This window comes from Marinobacter sp. UBA2498 (assembly GCF_002341575.1).
Taxonomy (GTDB): Bacteria; Pseudomonadota; Gammaproteobacteria; order Pseudomonadales; family Oleiphilaceae; genus Marinobacter; species Marinobacter manganoxydans.
On sequence record NZ_DDOI01000100.1, the window covers coordinates 31,552 to 36,852 of the forward strand.

Annotated in this window: 6 protein-coding genes; all 6 read left to right on the forward strand. The window is 56.7% G+C overall.

The window, feature by feature from the left end; all coding sequences use genetic code 11:
- Positions 1-1,328 (forward strand): outer membrane protein assembly factor BamA (bamA, locus tag B2W52_RS14025; protein WP_286803627.1); only part of this gene is annotated, 1,328 nt, incomplete at its 5' end.
- A 45-nt stretch (positions 1,329-1,373) separates the two neighbouring features.
- Positions 1,374-1,871 (forward strand): OmpH/Skp family outer membrane protein, encoded by a 498-nt coding sequence (locus B2W52_RS14030; protein WP_008170367.1) that lies wholly within the window; start codon positions 1,374-1,376, stop codon positions 1,869-1,871.
- Positions 1,872-1,918: 47 nt separating this feature from the next.
- The gene (lpxD, locus tag B2W52_RS14035; protein WP_008170366.1) at positions 1,919-2,944 is read left to right on the forward strand and encodes a UDP-3-O-(3-hydroxymyristoyl)glucosamine N-acyltransferase; all 1,026 of its coding nucleotides are present in this window, start codon (positions 1,919-1,921) and stop codon (positions 2,942-2,944) included.
- An 11-nt stretch (positions 2,945-2,955) separates the two neighbouring features.
- The gene (gene fabZ, locus B2W52_RS14040) at positions 2,956-3,393 is read left to right on the forward strand and encodes a 3-hydroxyacyl-ACP dehydratase FabZ (protein WP_008170365.1); all 438 of its coding nucleotides are present in this window, start codon (positions 2,956-2,958) and stop codon (positions 3,391-3,393) included.
- Positions 3,393-4,184 (forward strand): acyl-ACP--UDP-N-acetylglucosamine O-acyltransferase, encoded by a 792-nt coding sequence (gene lpxA, locus B2W52_RS14045; RefSeq protein ID WP_008170364.1) that lies wholly within the window; start codon positions 3,393-3,395, stop codon positions 4,182-4,184. Before fabZ ends, lpxA begins: the two co-directional genes overlap by 1 nt.
- Positions 4,185-4,202: 18 nt before the next feature.
- A partial coding sequence (lpxB, locus tag B2W52_RS14050) for a lipid-A-disaccharide synthase (protein WP_286803628.1) occupies positions 4,203-5,301 on the forward strand: 1,099 nt, incomplete at its 3' end.

The window sequence follows — 5,301 nt, forward strand, 5'->3', positions numbered from 1 at the left end:
CGGGAGAAAACAACACAGCCGCCGTCACCTTCTTTGTTGAGCCGGGCAAACGGGCCTATGTGCGACGGATCAATTTCGAGGGCAACGTGTCGACTCGTGACGACGTTCTCCGCCAGGAAATGACGCAGATGGAAAGGGGCGTGGCTTCTTCGGATCGTATCGACTTCTCCAAGACCAGACTGGAGCGTCTCGGCTTCTTCGAGATGGTGAATGTTGAGACGGTACCAGTTCCGGGCACCGACGATCTGGTTGATGTGAACTACTCCGTGGCAGAACAGCCGACGGGCAGTCTTTCCGCTTCCGTCGGTTTCTCGCAGCAGTCCGGGGTGATTCTTGGCGCCAACGTGTCCGAGAATAATTTTTTCGGTACCGGGAAGCGCGTCTCTTTCGGTGTCAACGTGAGTGAGTTTGTCAAAAGCGCAAACGTCTCCTACCTGGACCCTTACTACACGGTTGACGGCGTAAGCCGTGGCTACAGTCTTTTTGCCCGGCAAACCGATTATGAGGAAGAGTATATCTCCGCCTTCCTGCTGGACGAATATGGCGGCCGTATCACCTTCGGTTATCCCACGGACAATATCACCCGTTTGAACTTTGGGGCCGGGTTTACCCAGTCCAATCTTAAGGAAGGCCGGTTCACCTCACAGGAGGTCATTCAGTTCATTGATGAGGAAGGGGATTCGTTCAATAACTTCTTCCTCTTCGGCAGCTGGCGCCGCAGTACTTTCAACCGGGGTGTTCTGCCCAGTGATGGCCATAGCCAGTCGTTGTCGCTTGACGTAGCAGTGCCGGGCAGCGATCTGACCTTTTACAAGGTGACACACAAGACCGATTTCTACTATCCGGTGACTGACGATAATCGCTGGATCTTACGGGCGCGTTCAGAGATCGGTTATGGTGATGGTTACGGAGATCGGACCCAGATGCCGTTTTACGAGTACTTCTATACAGGGGGCTACGGATCGGTTCGGGGGTACCGGGCCAACTCCTTGGGTCTCCTTGCTACGAACAACGTCAACGACCTCTCACGCCCGGATCCGTTCGGCGGTAACCTGCTCACTGAAGGTGGTGTTGAGCTGATATTCCCCACGCCCTTTGCCGGTGATACCCGCTCCATGAGAACGGCGTTTTTCCTGGACGCAGGTCAGGTGTTCGACACTGCGCGCGGTTTCGATCCGGAACTGAGCGAAATCAGAATGTCCGCCGGTATTGGCTTCCAGTGGATTACCGCTGTTGGCCCGCTGGCCTTCAGTCTGGCGAAGCCGCTGAACGACAAGCCGGGTGATGACACCCAGGTATTCCAGTTCTCGCTGGGCCAGACCTTCTAGCGCATGGATAATAACAACCTACGGATGAAAATCAGGAGAAAACCAATGTCCCGATTCATGTTGATATTCGCCGCCATGGTTATGGCGTTTTCATTCCCGGCCATGGCTGAAACCCGAATTGGTGTGGTCGACCTGCGTCAGGCACTGTTCTCTTCAGACGATGCCAGGACCTTCAGCGAATCCCTCCAGAAGGATTTTACGGGCGATGAGGCCCGGGTGCGCGAAGCTCAGGAAGAGGCCCGCAAGCTCCAGGAGCGCCTGGAGAAAGACGGTGCCATGATGAATGAGAGCGAGCGCAACAAGCTGGCCGGTGAGTTCCAGGAAAAGGTAAAAGAGTTCAACTTCCTGAAGCAACGGCTCGATTCAACGGTGAATCAGCGTAAGCAGGCATTTCTGGAGCAGGCCCGTCCCGAGGTGGACGCGGCGGTCAAGGAGCTTCTTGAAGAGAACAATCTCGATCTGATCCTGCCCAGCGAAGCTGTTGTCTATGTGAAGCCTGAAATGAACCTGACCTCTCAGCTTCTTGAAAAACTGAACCGTTAATCTGTGACGGGCACCCCGGTGCCCTGATCGTTGCTTGGGAGCACGCAATGACAGAAAGGTCCTATCGCCTGGGGGATATTGCCAATGCCCTGGGTGCGGAGCTGCGCGGTGATCCTGATATCAGGGTATCGGGGCTGGCGACGTTGCAGGCCGCCGTGCCCGGCCAGATCAGTTTTCTCGCTAACCCTTCCTATGGCAAGTATCTGGCGGATACACGTGCTTCGGCGGTTATTGCTTCGCCGGCCTCGGCGAAGGATGCTCCGACCAACGTCCTGTTACTGGACAATCCCTACCTCGGCTATGCTCAGCTGAGCCACTGGTTTGATCCCGCGCCTGTTGCTTTGCCCGGCGTTCACGCGACTGCTGTGGTCGATCCGTCGGCCAGCATCGCTGACGATGCCTGTATCGGTCCTAATGTGGTGGTGGAAGCAGGGGCTGACATTGGCGAGAAAGTCGTCGTGGGAGCCGGCTCGGTTATTGGCGCCCGCGCCAGGGTCGGGGCCCGGACTTTAATCCGGCCACGGGTGACTCTGGCCCACGATGTGGTCGTTGGTGAGCGTTGTCACATCCTCAGCGGCGCCGTTATTGGCTCCGACGGTTTTGGCTTCGCCAATGAGAAGGGCGTATGGCATCGTATCGCGCAACTCGGTCGGGTTGTGCTCGGAAATGATGTAGAAGTGGGTGCAAACACCACCATTGATCGCGGTGCACTGGACGACACGGTGATTGGCAACGGTGTAAAGCTCGATAACCTGATCCAGATTGCCCATAACGTTCGCATCGGTGATCACAGCGCCATGGCGGCCATGGTTGGTATTGCCGGAAGTACTCGTATTGGTCGGCATTGCGTGTTTGGTGGCGCCTCGGGCGTGGCCGGCCATCTCGAGATTGCGGATCAGGTCCATCTGACAGGTATGACTCTGGTGACCGGAGATATTCGTGAGCCCGGAGTCTATTCATCTGGCACCAGCGCCGATACCAACCGTCAGTGGCGCAAGAATGCTGTGCGCTTCCGGCAACTGGATGCGCTGGCGCGACGGGTCAAAGAACTGGAAAAGAAATTAGAGGGCTGAGGCCGATCAACATGATGAACATCGACGAAATTCTGGAATACCTGCCGCACCGATACCCGTTTTTGCTGGTGGATCGGGTAACGGAGGTCGAAAAAGGAAAATCGATCAAGGGCTACAAGAATATTTCGTTCAACGAGTCATTCTTTCAGGGCCACTTCCCGAACAACCCGATCATGCCGGGCGTCCTGATTATCGAAGCCATGGCCCAGCTCTCGGGCATTCTCGGTTTTGTGACTGTGGGCCGGAAACCTTCTGACGGCGTGGTACAATACCTCGCCGGCTCAAGCAAGGCACGGTTCAAGCGCCCGGTTTTGCCGGGAGATCAACTGTGCATGGAGTCGGAACTCATCTCCGGTAAACGGGGTATTTACAAATTCGAGTGTCGCGCCCTGGTCGACGGTGAAGTCGTCTGCGTGGCAGAGATTCTGACCGCTGAGAGAGAAGTTTGATGGCGACAAATGACTGGTCGGGTGTCCATCCTCAGGCGATTGTAGACCCGTCAGCCAGGCTCGGGGACAACGTTACTGTCGGGCCCTGGAGCTACATTGGCCCCGATGTGGAAATCGGCGAGGGTACCGAGATCCTGTCCCACGTGGTGGTCAAGGGGCCGACGGTTATCGGCCGGAATAACCGTATTTTCCAGTTCTCCAGTATCGGCGAGGAATGCCAGGACAAGAAATACGCGGGCGAGCCAACCACACTGGTGATTGGCGACAACAACGTGATTCGCGAGAATTGCACGGTTCATCGGGGCACGGTCCAGGACCGGGGTGAAACCCGTATCGGCAGTGGCAATCTTTTGATGGCGTACGTGCATGTCGCTCATGACTGTATCGTCGGTGACAACACCATTCTGGCCAATTGTGCCACCCTTGCGGGCCATGTTTCGGTCGGCGATTTCGCGATTCTGGGCGGTGGTACCATGGTGCACCAGTTCTGTCATATTGGTCCCCACAGCATGGCGGCTGGTGGCAGCATCGTACTCAAGGACATTCCGGCCTATGTGATGGCGAGCGGTCAGTCCGCCCAGCCACACGGCATGAACGTGGAAGGCCTCAAGCGCCGTGGTTTCAGCAAGGATGTCTTGCTGGCTTTACGCCGCGCCTACAAGGTGATCTATCGCCAGGGGCTGACAACCGAACAGGCCGTCGAAGAGCTTGAGAAGTCCTACTCCGATGTTGCAGAAATACGTCCCCTCATTGACTCCCTGCGTGGAGCTCACCGCGGCATCATCCGCTAACCCGGCAGGAGCCTGTCGGTGACAGATCTTTCTCACGCGACCATCAGCGAGCGTAAAATTACATTCGGAATCATCGCCGGTGAGGCATCGGGGGATATCCTCGGTGCCGGCCTGATCCGTTCGCTGCGCCAACGCTATCCCCAGGCCCGGTTCGTCGGCATTGGCGGGGAGGAAATGGTTGCGGAGGGATTTCATTCCCTGGTGCCGATGGAACGTCTTTCGGTCATGGGGCTGGTGGAGGTTCTTGGACGAATTCGTGAACTGTTCAGCATCCGGGCCCGGCTCCTGGACTATTTCTTCGCCACGCCACCGGATGTTGTGATCGGTATCGATTCTCCGGATTTTACGCTTGCGATCGAACGGCGCTGCCGCGAGGCCGGCATTCTTTCCGTGCATTATGTCAGCCCCTCGGTTTGGGCCTGGCGGCAGAAGCGGATCTTCAAAATTGCCAAATCGGTCAACCTGATGTTGACCCTGTTTCCTTTCGAGGCAAGGTTTTACGAGGAGCATCAGGTGCCTGTGGCCTTCGTGGGCCATCCACTGGCAGATCGAATTCCCATGGCGCCGGATACCCTCAAGATGCGGGAGTCGTTGGGAATAGATGCGGACGCACCCGTACTGGCGGTTCTTCCCGGTAGTCGTGCAGGAGAAGTGGAGAGACTTGGTACCTTGTTTCTTGAAGCCTCTCGCTGGATACAGGAAAGAAGACCTGATCTACAGTTGGTGATCCCCTGCGTGAACCGGGACCGGGAGAAGCAGGTGCGCGATCTGGTCGATGCGTTGAAGGTGAAGCTTCCGGTTACCATCGTACGTGGGCGTTCCAGAGATGTGATGGCCGCGTCCGACGTTGTGCTCTTGGCCTCTGGAACGGCAACACTCGAAGCGATGCTTCTTAAAAAGCCGATGGTTGTAGGGTACCGCCTGAGCGGGTTCAGCTATGCTCTTCTGTCGAAGTTGGTGAAGGTGCCTCATGTCGCATTGCCCAATCTCCTCGCCAAGCGCCAGCTTGTTCCAGAGCTGCTTCAGGACGACGCCACGGCTGAGAGTCTGGGTGCAGCAGTGCTTGAGCGACTCGAGAACAAAGAAGAGAGGGCGAGGCTTAACCAAGCTTTTACCG

What these genes read in the sequence shown, in the direction of transcription:
- B2W52_RS14030 (WP_008170367.1), top strand. Translation starts at nt 1,374, where the DNA reads ATGTCCCGATTCATGTTGATATTCGCCGCCATGGTTATGGCGTTTTCA.
- lpxD (WP_008170366.1), top strand. Translation starts at nt 1,919, where the DNA reads ATGACAGAAAGGTCCTATCGCCTGGGGGATATTGCCAATGCCCTGGGT.
- fabZ (WP_008170365.1), top strand. Translation starts at nt 2,956, where the DNA reads ATGATGAACATCGACGAAATTCTGGAATACCTGCCGCACCGATACCCG.
- lpxA (WP_008170364.1), top strand. Translation starts at nt 3,393, where the DNA reads ATGGCGACAAATGACTGGTCGGGTGTCCATCCTCAGGCGATTGTAGAC.